General features: G+C 42.6%; 20 protein-coding genes. 17 read left to right on the plus strand and 3 right to left on the minus strand.

Annotated elements, in window-relative coordinates; all coding sequences use genetic code 11:
* The first annotated feature begins 15 nt into the window (after positions 1-15).
* The 15 genes from rsmH to lpxC all read left to right on the plus strand — a co-directional run bounded on the left by rsmH (position 16) and on the right by lpxC (position 17275).
* Positions 16-954 carry a 16S rRNA (cytosine(1402)-N(4))-methyltransferase RsmH gene (rsmH, locus tag AC27JR_RS06185; protein WP_054202314.1) on the plus strand — a complete coding sequence of 313 codons (939 nt, stop codon included), beginning with the start codon at positions 16-18 and terminating at the stop codon, positions 952-954.
* Positions 951-1277, plus strand: coding sequence for a cell division protein FtsL (gene ftsL / locus AC27JR_RS06190; RefSeq protein ID WP_487173086.1), 327 nt, complete (start codon positions 951-953; stop codon positions 1275-1277). The genes rsmH and ftsL overlap by 4 nt, the downstream gene beginning before the upstream one ends.
* Entirely contained in the window at positions 1274-3091 is a 1818-nt protein-coding gene (locus AC27JR_RS06195) for a peptidoglycan glycosyltransferase FtsI (RefSeq protein ID WP_010390693.1), read from the plus strand. Before ftsL ends, AC27JR_RS06195 begins: the two co-directional genes overlap by 4 nt.
* Positions 3084-4562, plus strand: a complete 1479-nt coding sequence (gene murE / locus AC27JR_RS06200) for a UDP-N-acetylmuramoyl-L-alanyl-D-glutamate--2,6-diaminopimelate ligase (RefSeq protein ID WP_487173186.1) — start codon at positions 3084-3086, stop codon at positions 4560-4562. Before AC27JR_RS06195 ends, murE begins: the two co-directional genes overlap by 8 nt.
* On the plus strand, positions 4559-5941 hold the full coding sequence (locus AC27JR_RS06205) for a UDP-N-acetylmuramoyl-tripeptide--D-alanyl-D-alanine ligase (protein ID WP_487173087.1): 1383 nt from the start codon (positions 4559-4561) through the stop codon (positions 5939-5941). Before murE ends, AC27JR_RS06205 begins: the two co-directional genes overlap by 4 nt.
* A complete protein-coding gene (mraY, locus tag AC27JR_RS06210) occupies positions 5941-7023 on the plus strand; it encodes a phospho-N-acetylmuramoyl-pentapeptide-transferase (protein ID WP_076919888.1) in 1083 nt (360 codons plus the stop codon). Before AC27JR_RS06205 ends, mraY begins: the two co-directional genes overlap by 1 nt.
* Positions 7024-8358 (plus strand): UDP-N-acetylmuramoyl-L-alanine--D-glutamate ligase, encoded by a 1335-nt coding sequence (murD, locus tag AC27JR_RS06215; RefSeq protein ID WP_487173088.1) that lies wholly within the window; start codon positions 7024-7026, stop codon positions 8356-8358.
* Positions 8355-9530, plus strand: coding sequence for a cell division protein FtsW (ftsW, locus tag AC27JR_RS06220; RefSeq protein WP_010390699.1), 1176 nt, complete (start codon positions 8355-8357; stop codon positions 9528-9530). Before murD ends, ftsW begins: the two co-directional genes overlap by 4 nt.
* Positions 9527-10603 carry an undecaprenyldiphospho-muramoylpentapeptide beta-N-acetylglucosaminyltransferase gene (gene murG / locus AC27JR_RS06225; RefSeq protein WP_076919890.1) on the plus strand — a complete coding sequence of 359 codons (1077 nt, stop codon included), beginning with the start codon at positions 9527-9529 and terminating at the stop codon, positions 10601-10603. The genes ftsW and murG overlap by 4 nt, the downstream gene beginning before the upstream one ends.
* A 42-nt stretch (positions 10604-10645) precedes the next feature.
* Complete coding sequence (gene murC / locus AC27JR_RS06230) at positions 10646-12055, plus strand: UDP-N-acetylmuramate--L-alanine ligase (RefSeq protein ID WP_372859162.1); 1410 nt, start codon at positions 10646-10648, stop codon at positions 12053-12055.
* Positions 12052-12972 carry a D-alanine--D-alanine ligase gene (locus AC27JR_RS06235; protein ID WP_487173089.1) on the plus strand — a complete coding sequence of 307 codons (921 nt, stop codon included), beginning with the start codon at positions 12052-12054 and terminating at the stop codon, positions 12970-12972. The genes murC and AC27JR_RS06235 overlap by 4 nt, the downstream gene beginning before the upstream one ends.
* A gap of 1 nt (position 12973) precedes the next feature.
* Positions 12974-13735, plus strand: coding sequence for a cell division protein FtsQ/DivIB (locus AC27JR_RS06240; protein ID WP_372859152.1), 762 nt, complete (start codon positions 12974-12976; stop codon positions 13733-13735).
* Between the two features lie 13 nt (positions 13736-13748).
* Complete coding sequence (gene ftsA, locus AC27JR_RS06245) at positions 13749-14981, plus strand: cell division protein FtsA (RefSeq protein WP_131690501.1); 1233 nt, start codon at positions 13749-13751, stop codon at positions 14979-14981.
* Between the two features lie 21 nt (positions 14982-15002).
* Entirely contained in the window at positions 15003-16256 is a 1254-nt protein-coding gene (ftsZ, locus tag AC27JR_RS06250; RefSeq protein WP_008110677.1) for a cell division protein FtsZ, read from the plus strand.
* 107 nt (positions 16257-16363) lie between these two features.
* A complete protein-coding gene (gene lpxC / locus AC27JR_RS06255; RefSeq protein ID WP_010390707.1) occupies positions 16364-17275 on the plus strand; it encodes a UDP-3-O-acyl-N-acetylglucosamine deacetylase in 912 nt (303 codons plus the stop codon).
* 80 nt (positions 17276-17355) lie between these two features.
* On the opposite strand, the gene yjjG is transcribed toward lpxC, so the two are convergent.
* From yjjG to AC27JR_RS06270, 3 genes are all read right to left on the minus strand, one after another.
* Positions 17356-18033, minus strand: coding sequence for a pyrimidine 5'-nucleotidase (yjjG, locus tag AC27JR_RS06260; protein WP_487173090.1), 678 nt, complete (start codon positions 18031-18033; stop codon positions 17356-17358).
* 11 nt (positions 18034-18044) lie between these two features.
* Complete coding sequence (yjjX, locus tag AC27JR_RS06265) at positions 18045-18584, minus strand: inosine/xanthosine triphosphatase (RefSeq protein ID WP_076919895.1); 540 nt, start codon at positions 18582-18584, stop codon at positions 18045-18047.
* A gap of 167 nt (positions 18585-18751) precedes the next feature.
* Positions 18752-19651 (minus strand): phosphoribulokinase, encoded by a 900-nt coding sequence (locus tag AC27JR_RS06270; protein WP_008114793.1) that lies wholly within the window; start codon positions 19649-19651, stop codon positions 18752-18754.
* Between the two features lie 115 nt (positions 19652-19766).
* Between AC27JR_RS06270 and AC27JR_RS06275 the strand changes: the two genes are divergently transcribed.
* Complete coding sequence (locus AC27JR_RS06275) at positions 19767-20639, plus strand: TolB family protein (protein WP_487173091.1); 873 nt, start codon at positions 19767-19769, stop codon at positions 20637-20639.
* A gap of 70 nt (positions 20640-20709) precedes the next feature.
* Entirely contained in the window at positions 20710-21075 is a 366-nt protein-coding gene (locus AC27JR_RS06280) for a hypothetical protein (protein WP_008114788.1), read from the plus strand.
* The last annotated feature ends 111 nt before the right edge of the window (positions 21076-21186 follow it).

Consider the following 21186-nt stretch of genomic DNA (forward strand, 5'->3'; position numbering starts at 1 on the left):
GGCAAAAAATAGCTAATGACAGCGCAATTTGAACACGTATCCGTATTAATGGAAGAAACCATAGATGCACTTGCAATTAAGCCAGACGGCATTTACATGGATGGCACCTTTGGACGTGGCGGGCATTCAGGGCAAATATTAGCGCGCTTGGGCGACGCTGGTCGCTTGCAGGCTATTGATCAAGATCCACAAGCTATAAAGTCAGCAGAAAAGTTTGCCGATGATTCACGTTTTTCGATTGCTCACTCACGGTTCTCAAAGTTATACGAAGTTGCTGAGCAAAACGATCTAATTGGTAAAGTTGATGGCATTTTACTTGATATTGGTGTGTCGTCACCGCAGTTAGATGATGCCGCTCGTGGCTTTAGTTTTATGAAAGACGGCCCGCTTGATATGCGAATGGATCCAAGCACAGGCCGTAGCGCTGCGCAGTGGTTAGCTGAAGCGGAACTAGATGACATTACCCATGTGATCAAAAAGCTAGGTGAAGAAAAATTTGGTAAGCGCATTGCGCACAAGATATTGGAAGTGCGTGAACATACGCCAATTACTACCACTAAACAGCTCGCAGATTTAGTTGATGAAGCAGTACCCGTTAAAGATAAGTTTAAACATCCTGCAACGCGCACGTTTCAGGCAATTCGTATTTATATCAATAGCGAGTTAGAGGAAATTCAAACCGCACTACAAGCGGCGATTAAAGTTCTTAAGCCGGGTGGTCGCTTAGTTGTTATTTCTTTTCACTCTTTAGAAGATCGCATTGTAAAACAATTTATTAAAAAACAGAGTAAGGGAGAAGCGATACCCAGAGGTCTGCCTTTAACCGACGCACAAATAAATAAAAACCTGACGTTAAAAGCAGTGGGTAAAGCTATTAAACCAAGTGCTGATGAAGTGGCTCGCAATCCACGCTCTCGTAGCTCAGTACTAAGGATTGCACAGAGGTTGGGATGAGTAAAAAAGCGAGTTATCGCCAACCCAATCTATTTATTGAAATAATTAAAGGCCTAGGTGCGAACAAGATCACCTTGGCCTTGTTGGTTGTGATATTCGCGTCAAGTTTGAGCGTGGTGCAGGTAACTCATTTATCTCGTGCGCAATTAATTGAGCAAGATTCGTTACTGCAAGAGCGTGATGAATTGGATTTAGAGTGGCGTTATTTTTTAGTGGAAGAAGAATTTTATTCGCAACATGCACGCATTGAAGAAGTTTCAACGTCACAATTAGAAATGAAGCGGCCAACCAGCCAAGATGAGCAGGTAATTATATTACAATGAGAACGCGAGGCAAAAAACCAGTCAACAACCTAATCGCATGGCGCTTTATTTTAGTGTGCGCGGTGATTTTTTTAGTGTTTGTGACTTTGGTATCGCGCGCCGCATATTTGCAAGTAATTGAACCCGATAAGGCTCGCTCCGAAAGTGACAAGCGTACAGTACGTGTTGAAAAATTGCATGTGCAACGTGGTATGATCTTCGATCGTAACGGTAAAGAGTTAGCTGTTAGTGTGCCTGTAGTCAGTGTGTATGCCGATCCTAAAGCTTTGCATAAATCACTGGTGAGCAAAGTGCTCAGACAAGCCCGTAAAAATGGTGAAGATCAGCAAACTCTGCGTGAAAATGTCGCTGAGCTAAACAAGCGTACCGCCCTGTATTATAAAAACGATTTGCGCTGGCGTGAACTAGCCGATGTACTGCGCATTGAACCGAGCAAAATTAATACCCGACTACTTGATGATCCTACTCGTCGCTTTGTTTACTTAAAACGCCAAGTTACTCCGGCTGTTGCTAATTATATTGGCGATTTACGCCTACCAGGTATTCATTTATTAGATGAATCAAAACGCTATTACCCTGCCGGTGAGGTCAGTGCGCATATCATTGGTTTTACTAATATCGATGGCAAAGGCATTGAAGGCATAGAAAAGCTTTACGAAAATGCACTCACAGGTGAAGAAGGCCGACGTACGATTCGAAAAGATGCCCAAGGACGTGAAGTTGAAGTGCTTGATGAGCGCGAGCGAGTGGAGCCTGAGAGTATTCAACTGAGTATTGATCAACGTATTCAGGCGATTGCCTACAAAGCGGTTAAATCAGCGGTATTAACTTACAAGGCTACTTCAGGTTCAGCCATGGTGGTTGATGTTAAAACTGGTGAAGTTTTGGCTATGGTAAATAGTCCTTCATTTAATCCTAACAATTTAAGCGGTGCGGCTCCTCATAAACGTCGTAACCGTGCAATTACCGATTTGTTTGAACCCGGCTCAACCGTTAAGCCTCTAGCCATTTTAGCTGGATTAGACTACGGCACAATCCAACCGGATGACAAAGTTGATACCTACCCAGGCTGGATGCGTTTAGGGGGAAGCTTAGTACAAGATACCCGTAATCATGGTGAAATGACGCTGCGCGAAATTTTAAAGTACTCCAGTAATATGGGCGTAACGAAAATAAGCCAAACCGTACCCAAAGACTATTTTGTAGGTCTTTACCAAAAGGTGGGTTTTGGTAGTGATAGTGGTACCGGCATGGTCGGGGAAAGTAGTGGTTTATTTTACCCAAATCGTCGTTGGTCAGATCACGAAATTGCCGCACTTTCGTTTGGTTACAATATTGCCGTGAGTACCGCGCAAATGGCTCGTTTTTACGCCATGTTAGGCGCGGGTGGGGTGAACCGCCCACTCACTGTACTAAAGCAAGACTCTATACCTGAAGGTGAACGTGTTTTTCAGCAACAAGATGTTGAAGCTGTAGTTCATATGATGGAAAGCGTATTTGAAGAAGGTGGTACCGCACGCCGTATTAAAGTTGATGGCTACCGTGCAGCTGGTAAAACAGGTACTTCTAAAAAGGCCGCTGCAGGTGGTTATGGTGACGAATATGTAGGTTATTTTGCGGGCATTGCCCCTGCGAGTAATCCGCGATTAGCCGTTGTGGTATTAATCAACGAGCCCGGTGGAGATGTTTATTACGGTGGCGCAACGGCAGGTCCGGCGTTTGCAGAAATAATCTCTAATTCATTAAGAATTTTAAACGTTGCCCCAGATAAAGACTCGGTGGCATACGTGAAGGGCAAAGATGATGGTGCGTGATTTACACACAATTTTAAAATATTTAGAAATAGATGCAGCACGTTTAATGGTAAACGAGTTGCGTTTAGACAGCCGCGATGTAAAACCGGGTGATGTGTTTGTGGCAATAAAAGGTCATCAGCTTGATGGCGGACAGTTTATTGATAAAGCAATTGAGAATGGTGCCAGTGCAATTATTGCCGACAGACTGTGTGAGTTTGAAAGTGATTTTGAGCCGTTATATTTAGTCTCAGAATTAAATAAAAAATTGCCTGTTTTAGCGAGTAAATTTTACCAGCAACCTAGCCTAGAGTTAGACTTAATTGGTGTAACAGGTACTAATGGTAAGTCGACTACTACAGCAATGATTGCTCATTTAGCACAGTTTTGTCGTACCCAAGCCGCAATTATAGGCACGCTCGGTTATGGCCATCCAGATAATTTAACACCGCTACAAAACACCACACCATCAACGGTTGATTTACAGCATATTTTAAGTGACTTAAAAGAGCAGCAACACCGCTTAGTAGCAATGGAAGTATCATCGCATGGATTGGTACAGCATCGTGTTGATCAGTGCCATTTCAAAGCGGCGGTATTTACTAACCTATCTCGTGATCATCTAGATTATCATGGTGACATGGATAGTTACGGTGATGCCAAATTGATGCTGTTTCGTGATTTTGATGCTGCCAATGTCATTCTTAACCAAGATGACGGACAGGCAGAGCAATGGGTTGAAAAATATAGCTTTAATAAACTAATTTGTTATGGCCGTAAAAACTTAGCCCCTAAAAACGCTCAGTTTGTGTATTTTTCTGATGTTAGCTATTCAGCAACCGGTATTTCGGCGCAATTAACTACAAGTTGGGGTGATATTGCCATAAAATCACCGTTATATGGTGAATTTAATCTATACAATTTAACCGCTGCTTTAGCCACATTATTAGCGCTAGGTTACCCATTAACGCAATTAGTGGCAGGGTGTGAGTATTTGCAACCTGTAGCAGGCAGAATGCAAGCATTTACAGCGCCAAATATGCCTACTTGCGTGGTTGATTATGCACATACGCCTGATGCACTCGCACTAGCGTTACAAGCGCTGCAACAACATGTACCAGGTGGAGTGAGTTGTGTATTTGGTTGCGGCGGCGACAGAGATAAAGGTAAACGTGTACTAATGGCACAAGCCGCCGAGCAGTTTGCAGACAAAGTGATCATTACCAGTGATAACCCGCGCTCAGAAGATCCTAATGAAATTATTAATGATGTAGCTGCAGGATTAACACACCCACTAAATGCCCATTTAGAGGCCGACCGTGGTGCTGCGATACAATTTGCTATAGATAACGCTAAAGCCGGTGAGGTTATTTTAATTGCCGGTAAAGGGCATGAAGACTATCAAATTATAGGTAACAAACGCATTGATTTTTGCGACCGCCAATTTGTACAACAACAATTAAAACAAGCAGTAAGAGGGTCTCAAGCATGATCCCAATGGATTTTGATTGGCTAGCTAATGTGCTAGCAACTGATTATCAAGGTGATAATCGTCAAGTAATAAATATAAACACCGATACCCGTACTTTATGTGATGGTGAAGTGTTTTTGGCACTTAAAGGCCCTAACTTTGATGGTCATAAGTTTATTGAGCAAGCAAAACAAAAAGGTGCTATTGGAGTCATTGTCGATCACGTTGTTGATACCGACATTGCTCAATTTGTAGTTGCCGATACCCGTATTGCATTAGGCACAATTGGAACAGCGGTTATGGCGCAAGTTGCACCTAAAACTATCGCTATTACTGGCAGTGTAGGTAAAACCACAGTTAAAGAAATGTGTGCCGCTATTTTATCAAGTAAAGGGGATGTTTTAGCGACTAAAGGCAACTTTAATAATGATATTGGCGTGCCTCTTACCTTATTGAGATTAGAGCCACAGCATCGTTATGCTGTTATTGAACTTGGTGCAAACCATATTGGTGAAATTGCCTACACTACCGCCATGACCAAACCGGATGTTGCCGTGGTATGTAATGTTGCCGCGGCACATTTAGAAGGTTTTGGTAGCTTACAAGGGGTAGCACAAGCCAAAGGCGAAATTTACGATGGTTTAAAAGACGATGGCATTGCCATTGTTAATTGCGATAGCGAGTTTAGTCAGTATTGGCTTGATAAATTAGCAGCGCGAAAGGTTAAATGTTTTTCTAGCAGTGAAAAACTGGATATTTGGGCTGAGGACATCAGCCTAGATGCACAAGCTCGAGCAAGCTTTACATTATGTACCAAACAACACAGAGTTCCGGTTACGTTAGCATTGCCAGGCAAGCATAATATTAGCAACGCGCTTATTGCTGCGGCATTAACCAGTGAGTTTGACGTGTCACTTGAAGAAATTGCCAGCGCCCTAGCGACCATGGGTGAAGTTAAAGGGCGGGTTAACCTGATTGAAGCTAGTGATTCACTCACCATTATTGATGATACTTATAATGCCAACGTTAAATCGGTAAAAGCGGCGATTGATTTACTTAGCGATATTCAAGGTCATCGTATTTTGGCTTTGGGTGACATGGGAGAACTTGGTGAAGATGCTCGTAAGTACCATCAAGAAGTGGGCGAATATGCATTAGCGCAAGGCATTGATGAGCTATTTACACTCGGTGTATTAAGTAAGTCAGCCAGTGATGTATTTGAGCTGCCTAATCGTCACTTTTCAAATCGTGAGCAAATGCTGCAGCAAATTCAAAACAGTATTAACAAAGTAGATAAAAAAATTACCCTTGTCGTGAAAGGATCACGCAGTTCTCGCATGGAGCTTTTAGTAACCGATTTAGTTAATGGCCAGCAACAAGCCATCAATGGAGTATCATAATGTTAGTTTGGCTGGCTGAGTATTTAACTCAATATTATAGTGGCTTTAATGTTTTTTCGTATTTAACTCTTCGTGCCATTTTAGGTATTTTGACCGCGTTAATTATGTCGCTTTATTTGGGGCCAAAGTTAATTCGTGGTTTACAGCGCATGCAAATTGGGCAAACAGTACGTGATGATGGTCCGCAATCACACTTGTCTAAATCGGGTACACCGACCATGGGTGGCTTACTTATTTTAGCGGCAATATTCACCAGCACTTTATTGTGGGCTGATTTGTCTAATAAATACGTATGGGCCACATTGTTTGTGATTGGCTCATTGGGGATTGTTGGCTTTATTGACGATTACCGTAAGGTGATCCGCAAAGACCCTAAAGGGCTGATTGCAAAGTGGAAGTATTTTTGGCAATCGGTAATTGCACTAGTCGTAGCTACTGCACTTTACATGACCAGTACCCAAGCGACAGAGACATCTCTTGTTGTGCCATTTTTTAAAGATGTACTGCCACAACTAGGCCTGTTTTATATCGTGATCACTTATTTTGCATTGGTGGGCACCTCAAACGCGGTTAATTTAACCGACGGACTAGATGGCTTAGCGATTGTGCCAACAATTTTGGTGGCTGCAGCACTGGCTATTATTGCTTATTTAACTGGTAATATTAACTTTTCGGCTTATTTACATATTCCGCACTTGCCGCTGGCCAGTGAGTTAGTTGTGGTGTGTACTGCCATAGTGGGAGCCGGGTTAGGTTTTTTATGGTTTAACACCTATCCAGCACAAGTATTTATGGGCGATGTAGGCTCGTTAGCGCTTGGTGGTGCTTTAGGCATTATTGCCGTGCTTGTTCGCCAAGAGCTATTACTTATCATTATGGGGGGTGTGTTTGTAATGGAAGCCCTGTCGGTGATTTTACAAGTTGGTTCTTATAAATTACGTGGCCAACGTATTTTTAGAATGGCGCCTATTCACCATCACTACGAACTTAAAGGATGGCCAGAGCCACGCGTTATTGTGCGCTTTTGGATAATTTCTATTGTGCTGGTACTTGCTGGCCTTGCGACATTAAAGATCCGATAAATGCAGTATTTAAACGAGATAAAAAATAAACACATAACAGTGCTCGGACTCGGTGTAACCGGTCTGGGCATTGTGCGTTTTTTATTATCTCAAGGCATACAGCCCCATGTGGTCGATAGCCGAGAAAATCCACCCGGTGTTGATTGGCTCAAGCAACATGCCACTAATCTAAATACTCACTTTGGTGATTTAAATAACGCGGCGCTCAGTGCTTGCGATATGATCATTATTAGTCCCGGGCTAAGTTTAAAAACCCCTGCGGTTGCGAAGGCAATGAATGCCGGTGTAGAAGTGATTGGTGATGTTGAGCTATTTGTCCGCATTAACACTAAACCGATTGTTGCGGTAACAGGCTCAAATGGCAAATCAACGGTAGTAACCCTTGCTTACGAAGTATTAAAAACCGCAGGTTATAAAGTAGCACTGGGCGGCAATATTGGCACAGCTGTGCTGGATTTACTTGACGGTAACTTTGATGTATTTGTACTGGAGCTGTCGAGTTTTCAGCTTGATACCACTGACAGCTTAAAAGCCAGCAGTGCAACCGTACTTAATATTTCAGAAGATCATCTCGATCGCTATGATAGCTATCAAGCTTATATAGATTCAAAATTAAGTATATATGACGGCGCTGAACTTTTAGTGATTAATGCTGACGATAGGCAAACCCACCCAGTGAGTCGCACGTTAGCACCACAACTGAGCTTTGGTGAAACACAAGGCGATTACCACTTAGCACAGCATAATAACGAAGCGCACTTTATGGTAAAGGGCGAAGCTTATTTACCAGTAAGTACCTTAGCCGTTGTGGGTAAGCATAATTATTTAAATACACTGGCAGTAATGGCGTTACTCAGCCCGTTTGAAATAACTAAAGCGCATTATAAAACTGCGTTAGCTCAATTTAATGGCTTGGCACATCGTTGCCAGTTTGTGGGTGAGTTTAATGACGTTAAATATTTTAATGATTCTAAAGCCACCAATGTAGGCGCAACAATTGCCGCTATTGATAGTTTAGCGGGTGAGCAACAAAACTTAGTGGTTATTGCTGGTGGCGATGCAAAAGGCGCGGATTTAGAGGCACTTAAACCTTATGTTGAGCAACACGTTAAAGCACTTATTTGCTTTGGTAAAGATGCAAAAGAGTTAGTGGCACTAACTGCGAAAGGTCATTTAACCACTAACATGTCTGAGGCTGTAGCGCTTGCTAAACAATTAAGTACGTCAGGCGATACTGTTTTACTCGCGCCTGCCTGTGCCAGCATTGATATGTATAACAATTATATGCAGCGCGGCGATGATTTTGTGCACTGTGTATTGCAGGAGCTGCCATGATAGCTTTTGCGGATATTAAAGAGGCATTTACCCCTAAACCTTCGGCGCAGCTTTATGATGTGCCGCTACTTTATTGCATGCTAATGCTAATAGGGGTGGGCTTTGTGATGGTAACCAGTGCTTCAATGCCGACGGCCGATAGGCTGTTTGGCAACATTTATCATTTTACTATCCGCCACGGTATTTTTTTAGGGCTCTCGTTTTGTTTATTTTGCATAAGTACTCAAGTACCTATGTCGTGGTGGAAAAAAGCTAACCCCTACTTATTACTAATCGGCTTGGTGTTGTTATTGGTGGTGCTAATTGTGGGGCGAGAAGTGAATGGTTCTACCCGTTGGATACCTATAGGACCGTTTAATATTCAAGCCTCCGAGCTCGCTAAGTTATTCTTTTTTAGTTATATCGCAGGCTATTTAGTGCGTAAGCGCAGTGAAGTACAAGAAAACATTAAAGGCTTTGCAAAACCTATCGCGGTATTTGCCGTTTATGCAGCGCTTATTTTAATGCAGCCAGATTTAGGAACCGTGGTGGTGATGTTTGTTACTACGGTTGGTTTATTGTTTTTAGCCGGTGCTAAGCTTTGGCAATTTTTTGCACTTATTTTAACCGGTATTGCGCTGGTGGTTGGGTTGATTGTGTTTGAGCCCTATCGTATGGCGCGTGTGGTGGGTTTTTTAGAGCCTTGGGACGACCCTTTTGGTAAAGGTTATCAATTAGTGCAATCACTGATGGCTTATAGCCAAGGTGATTGGTTTGGCCAAGGCTTAGGTAATAGCGTACAAAAATTACAATATTTACCGGAAGCACACACCGATTTTATTTTTGCCGTGATTGCTGAAGAACTCGGTTTTATGGGCGTATTGAGTATTTTAATGGTATTAGGGACATTAGTATTTAGAGCTTTACTCATTGGCCAAAATGCGCTTAAAAACGGTAAAGAATATGAAGGCTATTTAGCTTTAGCTATCGGTATTTGGTTTGCATTTCAAACCATGGTTAATGTTGGCGCTAGTGCCGGTATATTACCAACTAAAGGATTAACCCTGCCGTTTATTTCCTATGGTGGCTCAAGTTTATTAATGATGACCATAGCCACAGGTATTCTATTACGAGTAGATTTTGAAACGAAGATGGCAACCAAACAGGCCACGTCGGGTGGAGCTAAACGATGAGTAAAAAAATAGTCGTTGTAGCAGGGGGCACAGGTGGACATATTTTTCCAGGGATTGCGGTTGCTGATTATCTCAAACAGCAAGGTTGGCAAGTTAGCTGGATAGGCACCCCAGATAGAATGGAAGCCAGTGTCGTGCCCAAGCACAACATAGAAATTGATTTTATTGATGTAAAAGGCGTGCGAGGTAATGGTTTAAAACGCCTCATTAAAGCGCCATTCATGGTTATTAATGCAATATTGCAGGCGCGTAAGGTATTAAAACAACAACGCCCTGACGTGGTTTTAGCAATGGGTGGTTACGTAACGGGCCCTACGGGGATTGCGGCAAAAAGTCTCGGTATCCCTTTGGTAATTCATGAGCAAAACGCTGTAGCTGGCATGAGCAATAAATGGCTAGCGAAATTTGCGAATCGCGTATTAGCGGCTTTCCCTAGCGCCTTTGCCAGTGGTAAAGCTGAGCTGGTGGGTAACCCTGTGCGTCAGAGTGTGGTTGATATACCTAAGCGGGAAGTATCAAGCCCAATCAATATGCTAGTTGTGGGTGGCTCGTTAGGTGCGCAAGTACTTAACCAAACACTGCCAGAAGCATTTAAGCGCTTAAATGATACTTGTGCCATTAATGTTTGGCACCAAACCGGTAAAGGCCATTTTGCCAGTGTAAGCGAAAGTTACCAGCAGCAACAAATGGGCGATGAGCAAGTAACTGTTGCTGAATTTATTGATGATATGGATACCGCTTATAGCTGGGCCGATATTGTGATTTGTCGCGCCGGAGCGCTAACGGTGAGTGAAATTGCTGCAGCAGGTAAAATGGCGGTATTTGTACCGTTTCCACACGCGGTTGATGATCACCAAACAGCCAATGCACAGTATTTAGTAATGGCAGAAGGGGCATTATTAATGCCACAAGGGCAATTTAATCAGCGCAGTATTGTTGAACTTTTAAGTCCCTATTTAGCCGAACCTTTATTAATAACTAAAATGGCTGCTAAAGCAAAACAGCAGGCTATTTTAGATGCCACAGCCAGCGTCGCTATGCACTGTGAGCAAGTAACAAATAAGAGAACATAAGTGAAACAGACATTAGCAAAAGAAAAATATACACGCCCCGCGATGCGCCGCATTGAAACTATTCACTTTGTAGGAATAGGTGGTGCAGGTATGGGCGGTATTGCAGAAGTATTGGCTTTTGAAGGTTACCGTATTACCGGCTCAGATATAGCGCATAGCGCCATGACCGAGCGTTTAATTAAAGCCGGTGCTGAAGTGTTTATTGGCCATCATGAAAATAATGTAAAAGACGCTAATGTGGTGGTGGTTTCAAGTGCAATTGATAAAACAAACCCTGAGATTCAAGCTGCGCAAGCTGCGCGTATTCCTGTGGTTCGCCGTGCAGAAATGTTAGCTGAGTTGATGCGCTTTCGTCATGGTATCGCCATTGCGGGTACTCATGGTAAAACCACAACAACCAGTTTAATTGCCAGCATTTATGCACAAGCAGGGCTCGATCCAACCTTTATTATTGGCGGTTTATTAAATAGTGCTGGCAGCAATGCTAAAGTAGGCAAAAGCGACTTTTTAATCGCTGAAGCGGATGAAAGCGATGCTTCATTTTTGCATTTACAGCCAATGGTATCGGTGATCACTAATATTGAAGAAGATCACATGGAAACCTATGGCGGCAGCTTAGAAAAAATGAAAGATACTTATGTTGAATTCATTCATAACCTGCCGTTTTACGGGCTAGCTGTAGTGTGTATAGATTCAGACGTTGCCGCAGAATTAATACCTCGCTTTGGTCGTCCGGTGATCACTTATGGTGAATCGCAAGATGCTGACTATCGAATGAGTGAATTTAGCCAAACAGCCAATACATGCCAATTTACTGTTACTAATAAACAAGGCGAGAGTTTAACCGCCAAGTTAAATATGCCAGGTAAACACAATGCCCTAAATGCAACCGCAGCGATTGCGGTGGCAAAAGATCAAAACATAGCTAATCATGCAATTTTAGCGGCATTAGATACTTTTGAAGGCATTGGCCGTCGCTTTCAGCATTATGGTGAATTTGAAAACGAATGCGGTAATGTGATGCTAGTAGATGACTATGGTCACCACCCGTCAGAAGTGGCAGCTACCATCACCGCCGCGCGAGAGGGCTGGCCTGATAAGCGTTTAGTGATGGTTTATCAGCCGCATCGCTATACTCGTACTCGCGATTTATACGAAGATTTTGTGAAAGTACTCGCCGAGGTTGATCAGTTGCTATTGCTTGATGTTTACAGTGCAGGCGAAGAGCCGATTGTGGGCGCTGATAGTAAGAGTTTATGCCGTAGTTTACGTCAGCGTGGCAAAGAGCCATTGCATGTGGCTTCAAGCTCAGAGCTTGCAGGTGTACTTGCTAACTGCCTACAAAATAATGACTTAGTACTTACGCAAGGCGCAGGTAACATAGGTCAGTTAGTTAAAAGTTTAGCAGCAACAAACATGTCGATAGAAAAATTAAAGCAAGGTGAAGTATGACACAGGTAAGTTCTCAGTTCGGTAAAGTCGCAGTATTGCTAGGTGGAAACTCTGCAGAGCGTGACGTGTCATTAAAATCTGGGCAAGCGGTGTTAAATGCACTGTTAGAAAACGGCATTGACGCGATTGCGTTTGACCCACAAATTCGTTCATTGTGGGAATTAAAAGACTTAAACGTTGATCGCGTTTTTATTGCGTTGCATGGCCGAGGCGGTGAAGATGGTACCGTACAAGGTGCTTTAGAGTTTATGAACTTACCTTACACCGGCAGTAATGTATTGGGTTCGGCACTGGCAATGGATAAAATTCGTTGTAAGCACTTATTTAAATCGGCTGGCTTAAGCACGGCACCGTACGCTGTGGTTGATGCTAAAAAAGGCTTTGATGCCAAGGCCATTATGGCGCAATTTAAAAAGGTGATGGTAAAGCCATCGCATGAAGGCTCTAGTATTGGTATGGCACAAGCTAGCTCTGCAGAAGAGCTTGAAGATGCGCTCACTAATGCATTTAAGTTCGACAGCCAAGTATTGGTAGAGCAATGGATCACGGGTCGTGAATTTACCATTACGGTACTCGGTGACGAGGTACAGCCAGTAATTGAAATGAGCACCCCAAATGGATTTTATGACTACCAAGCTAAATATCAGTCAAGTACGACGCAATATCATTGCCCAGCTGATTTATCACAGTCAGATACCGAAAAATTACAAGCAATGGCACTCGATGCGTTTGATTTAGTGGGTGCAAGTGGCTGGGGTCGCGTCGATGCAATGCAAGATCAGCAAGGCCAATTTTACTTATTAGAAGTGAATACTGTGCCAGGCATGACAGAAAAATCACTGGTGCCAATGGCAGCAAAAGCCAATGGGGCAAGTTTTGAGCAATTAGTTGTTCGCATTTTGGAGCAAACCCTTTAATATGCATCCCTTTTTAGAGAAAGCGCAGCAACTAAAACAGCAACTTAACTGGTCGCTGATTTTTGGAGTGAGTTTTTTTCTAGCCGTGGTAATAGGGTTAATTGAAATAACCAGTGGGGTTTCGCACTGGTTAGTTGAAAATAAAGATGCACAGATTAAGCATTTAACGGTGTTGGGCAATCCCAAATACACCGATGAAAAAGCAATAACCGCCGCGATAAAAAAGGCGGATTTAAGTAGTTTTTTTGAGTTAAACGTAAAGCACGTGCAGCATTTAGTGCAGGAGCTGCCTTGGGTTGCAACGGTATCGGTTAGAAAACAGTGGCCTGATACTATCCAAGTTTACGTGGTAGAGCATCAAGCGGTCGCTCACTGGAACAGTGATTTATTGATTAACCAAAGTGGCGATGCGTTTGAAGCTAAAAGTGATAAATTAAGTGCCACATTACCCCAGTTATATGGGCCAGAGGGCAGTGAAAAAGAAGCATGGGTAGCGTTTAAACAGTTTGATGAAATGCTCAAAGTAAATGCATTAACGCTCAGTAGCTTGGCGCTATCGGAGCGGTTTTCGTGGCAACTTTGGTTAGATAATGGCGTGCGTTTAAATTTAGGACGCAAGGATAAAGCCAAGCGTGTACAGCGTTTTATAGACGTTTATTCACGTATAGAACAACGTGCTGATGCACAGATAGATGCAATTGATTTACGCTACGATACCGGCCTTGCAGTGAGCTATAAGCCAATGCAAGAACAGCAATTATAATAAAGAGTAAGGCATGACTAAGTCAGCAGAAAGAAACCTAGTGATTGGATTAGACGTTGGCACTTCGAAGGTAGTGGCCACGGTAGGTGAAATCACCACAGATAACAAGCTCAGCATTGTTGGCGTGGGGAGCCAAGTATCTTATGGAATGGATAAAGGCGGCGTTAACGATTTAAATTTAGTGTCTGAGTCTATTCGCCGCGCAATTGATGAAGCTGAATTGATGGCTGATTGTCGTATTAGCTCGGTTTATTTGGGTATTTCTGGCAAACATATTCAGTGTCAGAACGAAAGTGGTGTTGTCGCTATTAACAACACCGAAGTAACCGATGAAGACATTGAAAATGTAATCCATATTGCTCGCTCAGTACCAATTTCAGCTGAACGCAAAATGTTGCATGCGCTGCCACAAGAGTACAGCATTGACATGCAAGAGGGGATTAAAAACCCACTCGGCATGAGTGGGGTGCGTATGGAAGCACGCGCGCACATTATTACCTGCTCCAGCGACATGGCTAAAAATATAGAAAAATGTGTTGAACGTTGTGGGCTTGAAGTTGACCAACTTATATTCACTGCGCTTGCCTCGTGTTACTCCGTACTGACGGACGATGAAAAAGAGTTAGGTGTTGCGGTGCTGGATATCGGTGGTGGTACTATGGATATCACTATTTATATTAATGGTGCGCTGCGTCATTCGGCGGTTATCCCGGTGGCAGGCAACCAAGTAACCGGTGATATTGCAAAAATATTTCGTACACCTATATCACATGCAGAGTCACTCAAAGTACAATATGCCTGTGCCAGTAGCCAAATGGCGAGCAGCGAAGACACAATTGAAGTGCCAAGCGTAGGCGGGCGACCAGCAAGACTGATGTCTAGGCATACGTTGTCAGAAGTGGTTGAGCCACGTTTTAGAGAATTATTTGAGTTGGCGATGGAGGAAATTCGTCGCTCAGGATTAGAAGACCAAATTGCAGCAGGTCTCGTCATTACTGGCGGAACTGCTAAAATGACTGGCGCAATGGAAGTGGCTGAAGATATTTTTCAGATGCCAGTAAGAATAGGTAAACCAATTGGTGTAGTAGGTTTAACTGATTATGTTGATGATCCATCGTACGCAACCGCTGTAGGTTTGTTACAATACGGGCGTACTATGCAGTCGATGAATGCACAAAAGTCGAAAGCGGATGATAACAATAATTGGTGGAACCGCATCACAAAATGGTTTCAAGGCGAGTTTTAGTACTCAAGTCGGAGAGTAAATATGTTTGATATAATGGAACAACACAGCGAAGAAGCTGTAATAAAAGTAATCGGTGTAGGCGGTGGCGGCGGTAACGCAGTTGAGCACATGGTAAAACAACAAATAGAAGGTGTTCGTTTTATCGCAGCCAATACGGATGCGCAAGCATTACGTAATTCAGCCGCTGATGTAACAGTACAATTAGGTACGCAAATAACCTCTGGGTTAGGTGCGGGTGCCAACCCTGAAGTAGGTCGTCAGTCGGCTGAAGAAGACGCAGAGACCATTCGTGCCAGCCTTGAAGGTGCTGATATGGTATTTATAGCGGCAGGTATGGGCGGCGGTACAGGAACCGGTGCTGCGCCAGTTGTAGCTAAAATTGCTAAAGAACTGGGTATTTTAACTGTTGCTGTGGTAACACGTCCGTTTGATTTTGAAGGTAAAAAGCGTGCCGCTGCTGCGGAGCAGGGGATTAGCGAATTATCTGAAATTGTGGACTCGTTAATCACTATTCCAAATAACAAGTTACTAAAAGTATTGGGTAAAGGAACAACTTTACTGGATGCGTTTGCAAAAGCAAATGACGTATTGTTTGGTGCAGTACAAGGCATTGCTGAGTTAATCACTCGCTCGGGTCTAATTAACGTGGATTTCGCCGACGTACGTACTGTTATGTCTGCAATGGGCACAGCTATGATGGGAACTGCATCTGCATCGGGTCCTGATCGTGCACAAGAAGCAGCAGAAGCCGCTATTTCAAGCCCGCTTCTAGAAGACGTAGATTTAACCGGTGCTAAAGGTATCTTGGTTAATATTACTGCGGGTATGGATATCGCGATTGAAGAATTCGAAATTGTGGGTAATCACGTTAAGGCGCTAGCGTCTGAAAACGCAACGGTTGTTGTGGGTGCGGTAATTGACCCAGAAATGACAGACGAGCTACGTGTAACTGTGGTTGCAACTGGCTTAGGCGGCGATCGTCGTCCACAGTTTGGTATTGTAGATAACGGTTTCAAAAAAGCATCAGGCTCTGATGTAACTAGCTCAAGCACACAAACAAGCAGCATGTATGTACCTAGCTTCGCAAGCCAAGGCACAAGCACGACTGACGAGTCAGCAACGACTTCGCAAACTGAATCAAAGGAGCAAGGCACACCGTCTAGTTCTTCAAGTTCTTCAGCGAATACGTCGTCAAGCAGTGCTAAGAAAACAGATAAGTCTGAGGGTGGCGATTATTTCGACATTCCTGCTTTTTTACGTAAACAAGCAGACTAATTAAAAACAGTACTTTTGTGCGAAATGTGAACGAATATTGTAGTTATACCGTATTTATGTTACACTCCGCCGTCTAACTGTAATATATACTTAAAGTGAGCGAACCTATGATTAAACAGCGTACGATTGCACAAGTAGTCAAAGCCATAGGAATTGGACTTCATAAAGGTGAGAAGGTCACAATAACTCTCCGACCTGCGAGCGCAAATACTGGGATTGTATTTCGTCGTGTCGACCTTGATCCGGTTGTTGATTTTGAAACAACGCCTGAAGCCGTTGGTGATACGCAATTGTGTACCTGTTTAATAAACAAAGATGGTGTTCGCTTATCAACTACTGAGCATTTAATTGCAGCTGTTGCGGCAATGGGGATCGACAATCTGATTGTTGAACTTGATAGCTCAGAAGTACCAATAATGGATGGTAGTGCATTACCATTCATTTATTTATTACAAAAAGGTGGCATTGAAGAGCAAAATGTCGCGAAGCGCTTTATTCGTATTAAAGAAAAAGTACGTATTGAAGAAGGCGATAAATGGGCCGAAGTAGAACCTTACGACGGATTCCATATCGACTTTGAGATTGCCTTTGATCACCCTGCAATCAATGAAAGCCGCCAACGCATTGGCTTAGATATTACCGCACAAAGCTTTACTGAAGAGATTAGCCGTGCGCGTACTTTTGGCTTTATGAAAGATATTGAATACATGCATGCTAATAACCTTGCACTAGGTGGTAGCATGGATAGCGCAGTAGTACTTGATGAATTTAAAGTTTTAAATCCGAATGGTCTGCGTTACCCAGACGAGTTCGTCAAGCATAAGATACTAGACTGTGTAGGTGACATGTTTATGACAGGTCATAACCTTTTAGGTAAAGTAACTGCATTTAAATCAGGCCATGATTTAAACAACAAGCTACTACGCAAAATTATGGCAACTGAGTCAGCATGGGAGTGGGCAACCTTTGAAACGCCTGTTTCGATGCCTGCACCCGGTCTTGAATTAGCAAACGCCTAATCAGTCAATCGCTTACATACAGTTATAAAAAATGACGCTTATTAGCGTCATTTTTTTTGGCTGTTTGTCAGCACAATCAGTCAGGTCAGACCTAAAATAGTTTGTAACTGTTTTAACTCAGTGACTTGATACGTTGGCTTAATACCTTCAGGTAAGATTACCCCAGGGTGCTGTAACCAGCAGGTGTCTATGCCTGCATTTCGTCCACCAAGAATATCACTGCTGGCGGTATCACCTACCATTAAAATTTGCTCTTTCGGTGGATTCCCCATTAAATTAAAGGTGTGCTCAAATATCTCTTTTGCAGGCTTAGCAATACCTACTTTTTCAGAAATTACCAGCCAATCGAACATATCTTGCATCCCCGTATGTGCTAAGCGACGTGCTTGCAGCTGACTAAAGCCATTAGTGATAATACCTAATTTGGCATGAGGTTTTAGGGCGTTTAATAATTCAACCGCACCGGGTAAAGGCATACAAATTTCAGCCATTGCCGATAAAAAATCATCATTAAGTTGCTTAGCTGGTACATCAAGCTTATTTGCCAGCTCACTAAAACGAGTTACTTGCAGGTGGTTTGCGGTAATTTCGTTATTTTGATAGGCAATCCATAATGGCTTATTGGTATTTTGGTAATGGTCATAATCTGCCTTGGTAAAATCCATGTCATAAGCTGCCAACATTTTTTTTAAGCCAGCAAAGGCATTAAAGCTAAATAAGGTTTCGTCGGCATCAAATAATACGTAGTTATACTTCATTAAAACATCCGTTATTGATTATATAAAGTGGGATTAAGAAAAGGCGCCATGGCGAGAGTCAGCGCTTGAGTATAGGTACTTTCTCGTGTTGCATGATGATCAGTTAATAAACCAATAGCACCCCCTTGCTGCTTGATATTGGTGGTATTAAAAGCCTTATCCATCACGTCTCCGAGCTCTTCACCTTGCAGCAATGCTTTATAAAAAACTGAGGGCAAAGGTAAGTTGCTGCTTCGGCCTGTAACTTGCTGTGCGCCGTCATCAATAACAACATAGGCAAAGGTTGCTGCACCATAGCTAAATTGCGCTGCGCCACCTTCCATCGCTATGTAGTAGTCTGCTTGATGCTGTGCTTTACAGTAGTTAACTCGGTTTTGTGCACCCAAACACGTCTGCTCTTCGCCTATAGGTTGATCGGGTACATCAGAGGGGGCGTGAACGCCACTACATTCAATTATCTGCTCAGGGAAATACATCGCAAAAATGTGTTTAGCGGCATTTACTTTTACTGGGTTGTTAGACCCGACAACAATTTTAATAGCTTGCGACATACTGCTCTCATCATACTTAAAATCAGCAGTGTACGTGAGTTAGACTAAACAAAAAAGAGCAGAATGTATTTGCGATCACTTGATAAAAGAGGTGGGCAATTTCATAAGATCATCATATGTTGTTAAGTCTTATGAACCAAGTAGTCTCTAAGAAATGAGCGATACACTTAAATAGGAATTTCAGGTGGGGCTAATTTTGCTAAGGCGCGCTTTTTCAAAATAATATCTTTGATCAGTGGCGTAAGCACTAGTTCCATTGCCAGTCCCATTTTGCCACCGGGTACCACAAGCGTATTGATCCGCGACATAAAGCTGCCTTCAATCATGCGTAAATAATACGGGAAATCAACGTCATCAATGCCCCTAAAGCGAATAACTACAAAGCTTTCATCAAGGGATGGGATATCTTTAGCGCTAAATGGATTAGAAGTATCAACGGTTGGCACTCGTTGAAAGTTAATATGGGTACGTGAAAATTGCGGCGTTATATGATTAATGTAGTCATCCATACTGCGCACAATCGAGTCCATTACTTTTTCACGAGAATGACCGCGTTCTGAGGTATCGCGAATAAGCTTTTGGATCCACTCAAGGTTAATAATTGGCACCATGCCTATAAGTAAATCAACATGCTTAGCAACATCATGATCTTCGTCGACCACGCCGCCATGTAAGCCTTCGTAAAACATTAAATCTGTGTTTTGCTCAAGCTCTTGCCAAGGAGTAAATGTTCCTGGTAACTGGTTATAAGGCACGGCTTCATCAAAGGTATGTAAATAACGACGCAGTTTACCTTCGCCTGTTTCACCATACTTAGTAAATAAGTCTTCTAATGCACCAAAGTCATTGGCTTCTCGGCCAAAATAACTGATATGTTTACTTTCTTGTTGGGCTTCTCGAATTTTTTTGTCCATTTCAGGACGTGTATAGCGATGAAAGCTATCACCTTCAATAAATGCAGCATTGATGTCGAGGCTGCGGAAAATATGCTTCACGGCATTGGTGGTGGTTGTAGTGCCTGCTCCAGATGAGCCGGTGATTGCAATAATAGGGTGTTTAGCTGACATGTTTGTTCTCTTTTTTATGACCCGTTAGTTATAAAGACCTTACTAAGCTAGGTCAAGTGACGTCATCAGTAAATAACGTTATCATGAGGTGCTTAAAATTAAAACGAGAGAAAGCATGAAACTGATCAAACCGTTGTTAGGGCTAATAACAATTAATGCTTTAACATTAGGCGTTGCCCAAGCAAATATGCCTAAAAGTCAAATACTACTTGCCGATTTAAATACCCCGCATGGCATACGCGTAAGCATTGTTAGTGATAAAACCAGCTACAACAATCAGCCCCATTTAACCGATACGGGCCTTTATTATACGCGTGAGGTAATCAGTAATAAGCAGAGCCAAACTGATATTGCACGTTATGATTTATCATCAAAACAAACATCTATGATCACAAATACAGCTGTAAGTGAGTATTCGCCAACAGTAACACCGAATGGCGATAGTTTATCTGCCATCGTGGTTGAGGAAGATGGCAAACAAAAACTATGGCAATATCCGCTGAGTACAGAGCAGGCACCAAGTCGTATTTTTGATTGGATTGAGCCTGTGGGCTATCACGCTTGGGGAAATAACAACGATTTAGTAATGTTTATTTTAGGCGAGCCACATACATTACAATATACCTCGGTTGTTGCGGCTAAAGGTGAGGTTGTAGCAAATAACATTGGTCGTACACTTATTTATAATAAAGCGCAGAGGGAATTTTTATTTAGTCATAGTAAGAATGGCCAGCATCACTTAGCCCGTTTGGAACCACAAACCAAGCGGGTGAGCAACATACTTAGGCTGCCAAACCAAGTACAAGACTTCATCTTAAAAGATGAAAATACCATTGCTTACGCAATTAAAAACCGTATCTATCAACGAAAACTAACAGCAGGTTCTGACATATCGCAATGGCTTGATTTAAGCCAATATTGCGATACTGAAATTAGCCGGTTGAGTTATAAAAACCAGCAATTAGCGTTTGTATGTAGTGTTAAATAAACAATAAATTTCGGACTTTCACTCATGCATGAGTTAGTCTGACCCCCTATTAAATAAAAAGGAAAGTCACGTGGCATTTAGTGCAGACGAGTTAACAGAGCAGCTGATCAAACTAGAGTGTAGAAGTAACTTTAAAATAAAAAACATTGCTGAGTATATGCTAGCAAACTCTAAAGAAGCGTTTTACACCCATGCCGAAACGGGGAAAGGTAAAATTGTGATCCGCCCCGCATTTGAAGTGTTTAGTGATGACTTTACTGATATTGATGGGGTTGTGCGTACTCAAGGCTATTTTCATAGCAGTGAAATGACCCGTTTTCCGACTCGTATTTATAAAAGCGCACAGCCTATTCATTATGGTGTCGCTTTTAAAATTAACTCTGAACAAGCGGCAAAAGAGTTTATAGCTAAGCTAACGATGATTATTGGCGGTTAATAGAATGGTGCAGGGCTAAAGGCAAAAGGTGCAAGATAAAATCTTCAACCTTTAACCCTTTATCTTTGTCTTTAATCACTAGCTCTAAAAGCGCAGCGCCTCTTAATCTCT

Source organism: Pseudoalteromonas sp. NH0006-26 (assembly GCF_057552415.1).

Excerpts from the sequence above, each read along its gene's own strand:
- rsmH (WP_054202314.1), top strand. The coding sequence starts at position 16 with ATGACAGCGCAATTTGAACACGTATCCGTATTAATGGAAGAAACCATA.
- ftsL (WP_487173086.1), top strand. The coding sequence starts at position 951 with ATGAGTAAAAAAGCGAGTTATCGCCAACCCAATCTATTTATTGAAATA.
- AC27JR_RS06195 (WP_010390693.1), top strand. The coding sequence starts at position 1,274 with ATGAGAACGCGAGGCAAAAAACCAGTCAACAACCTAATCGCATGGCGC.
- AC27JR_RS06205 (WP_487173087.1), top strand. The coding sequence starts at position 4,559 with ATGATCCCAATGGATTTTGATTGGCTAGCTAATGTGCTAGCAACTGAT.
- mraY (WP_076919888.1), top strand. The coding sequence starts at position 5,941 with ATGTTAGTTTGGCTGGCTGAGTATTTAACTCAATATTATAGTGGCTTT.
- murD (WP_487173088.1), top strand. The coding sequence starts at position 7,024 with ATGCAGTATTTAAACGAGATAAAAAATAAACACATAACAGTGCTCGGA.
- ftsW (WP_010390699.1), top strand. The coding sequence starts at position 8,355 with ATGATAGCTTTTGCGGATATTAAAGAGGCATTTACCCCTAAACCTTCG.
- murG (WP_076919890.1), top strand. The coding sequence starts at position 9,527 with ATGAGTAAAAAAATAGTCGTTGTAGCAGGGGGCACAGGTGGACATATT.
- murC (WP_372859162.1), top strand. The coding sequence starts at position 10,646 with ATGCGCCGCATTGAAACTATTCACTTTGTAGGAATAGGTGGTGCAGGT.
- AC27JR_RS06235 (WP_487173089.1), top strand. The coding sequence starts at position 12,052 with ATGACACAGGTAAGTTCTCAGTTCGGTAAAGTCGCAGTATTGCTAGGT.
- AC27JR_RS06240 (WP_372859152.1), top strand. The coding sequence starts at position 12,974 with ATGCATCCCTTTTTAGAGAAAGCGCAGCAACTAAAACAGCAACTTAAC.
- ftsA (WP_131690501.1), top strand. The coding sequence starts at position 13,749 with ATGACTAAGTCAGCAGAAAGAAACCTAGTGATTGGATTAGACGTTGGC.
- ftsZ (WP_008110677.1), top strand. The coding sequence starts at position 15,003 with ATGTTTGATATAATGGAACAACACAGCGAAGAAGCTGTAATAAAAGTA.
- lpxC (WP_010390707.1), top strand. The coding sequence starts at position 16,364 with ATGATTAAACAGCGTACGATTGCACAAGTAGTCAAAGCCATAGGAATT.
- yjjG (WP_487173090.1), bottom strand. The coding sequence starts at position 18,033 with ATGAAGTATAACTACGTATTATTTGATGCCGACGAAACCTTATTTAGC.
- yjjX (WP_076919895.1), bottom strand. The coding sequence starts at position 18,584 with ATGTCGCAAGCTATTAAAATTGTTGTCGGGTCTAACAACCCAGTAAAA.
- AC27JR_RS06270 (WP_008114793.1), bottom strand. The coding sequence starts at position 19,651 with ATGTCAGCTAAACACCCTATTATTGCAATCACCGGCTCATCTGGAGCA.
- AC27JR_RS06275 (WP_487173091.1), top strand. The coding sequence starts at position 19,767 with ATGAAACTGATCAAACCGTTGTTAGGGCTAATAACAATTAATGCTTTA.